At 36.6% G+C, this 1869-nt stretch carries 2 protein-coding genes; both read left to right on the top strand.

Annotation, left to right across the window (positions count from 1 at the left end; translation table 11 throughout):
• The coding region (locus AC06OU_RS11105) for a substrate-binding domain-containing protein (RefSeq protein ID WP_475855804.1) at positions 1 to 858 on the top strand (858 nt) is incomplete at its 5' end.
• Positions 859 to 877: 19 nt separating this feature from the next.
• Positions 878 to 1869 (top strand): sugar ABC transporter ATP-binding protein (locus AC06OU_RS11100; RefSeq protein WP_475855802.1); only part of this gene is annotated, 992 nt, incomplete at its 3' end.

Genomic DNA, 1869 nt, shown 5'->3' with positions numbered 1-1869 from the left:
ACAGATGGTGAAGAGGGGGACAATAAGAAAAAAATAACAATCTTAACACCTTATTTATCATCTGTAACGACTAAAGAAATGGTTGATAAATTAGAAGAACAGGCGAATGAAAAAGGATGGTCTCCTAATATTATTGACACGAATGGTGATGTAGGTTTATTAGCCTCGCGGATGGAAGACGTAATTTCTTCAAACGTAGATGCCATTGTGCTAGTAAGTGCAGATCCGAATCAAGTTAAATCTCAAATCAAAATGGCTAAGGACAAGGGGATTTTAGTATTCGGTAGTGATTCTAGTTTTATTGAAGGGATGACATTAAATGCCACAAGTAATAATGAAGAGATGTCTAAAATGATTTCAGAGTATTTGATTAAAGAAATAGGAGAGGAAGGAAATTTGATTGTCTTTACTTACCGTACACACCCTGGGGTGCAAAAAAGAACTGAGATACTAGATGAAATTTTAAAGAAACATCCAGGTATTAAAGTAATTACTGAACAAGAAATCAAAGTACCAGGACCTATCGAAAACGCACGTCAAAGTATGGAGAATTTACTTCTTGCAAATAAAGAGGAGGGCGCAATTACTGGTTTATGGGCAGGTTGGGACGAGCCAGCAATTGGTGCAGCACAAGCGATTGAATCTGCTGGCAGAGACAATATTATCGTTACAGGAATAGATGGAAATAGTCAAGCAATTGAAATGATTGAAAAGGGGTCTACAATCAGAGCAACTGTAAAACAAAATTTCGAAGGAATGGCAAAAATCGTGATTGAACAAATGGAAAAAGTATTTGATGGTAAAAAAGTAGAGAGTACAGAAATGTACGCACCTGCAGAGCTAATTGAAGGAAAGTAATTTAAAAAGGGGGAGTTAGATGGTATTGCTTCGTATTGAACAAATTTCAAAAATTTTTGAAGGATGTAAGGCATTAGATGCTATCTCATTATCGATAAACTCTGGAGAGGTTCATGCATTAGTTGGAGAGAATGGGGCAGGGAAATCGACCCTTATTAAAATATTAACAGGCGTTTATAGACCAAGTAAAGGTAGTCTTTACTGGCAAGGAAAACAAGTTGATATTAAGAGACCCAAGGAAGCCCAAGAACTTGGAATTAGTGTCATTCATCAAGAAAGGCAACTAATTCCTTGCTTTACAGGCTTAGAGAATCTCTTTGTAAACACCTCGTATCCTAAAAGAGGACTAAGAATTAACTGGCCAGAAATGTATAATGAGGCTTCTAAATTATTGGAAAAGTGGGGGATGGACATTCCCCTTAAACGACCTGTTTCAGAAATGACACCCTCGCAAAAAACAATGTTAGAAATTGCACGAGCAATGATGGCAAACTCTAAACTATTAATTTTAGATGAGCCAACAGCTGCCTTAACAGATAAAGAGTCAAAACTACTGTTTCAATATATAAATCGTTTGAGAAAAGAAGGTGTAGCAATCATATATATTTCCCATCGACTTGAAGAGGTTATGGAAATATCCGACCGAGTTACAGTTTTGATGGGTGGGAAATTTATGAGTACCTTAAGAAAGGCTGAAGTCACGGTAGAAAGTTTGATTCACTATATGACAGATGGAAAAGGTTCATTTAAAAAGTCCATTAGAACGAGGCCTTCAATAGGAAAAACTCTTTTACATGTAAATGACCTAAGTACAGTTGATAATACGGTAAAGCAAGTGAGTTTTTCCTTAAATGAAGGTGAAATAATAGGTGTCTTTGGTTTAGCAGGAGCAGGAAGAACAGAAACAATGGAAGCTATTTTTGGCTTACGTAAAATAGACCGAGGGACTATCACGATACATCATGAAAATGTCTATCATCCTAGTCCCAGTTGCGCAATTGAAAACGGCAT

Source organism: Psychrobacillus sp. (assembly GCF_056205495.1).
The sequence above is the reverse complement of the archived record's forward strand: the minus strand, read 5'-3'. Positions and strand labels throughout refer to the sequence as shown.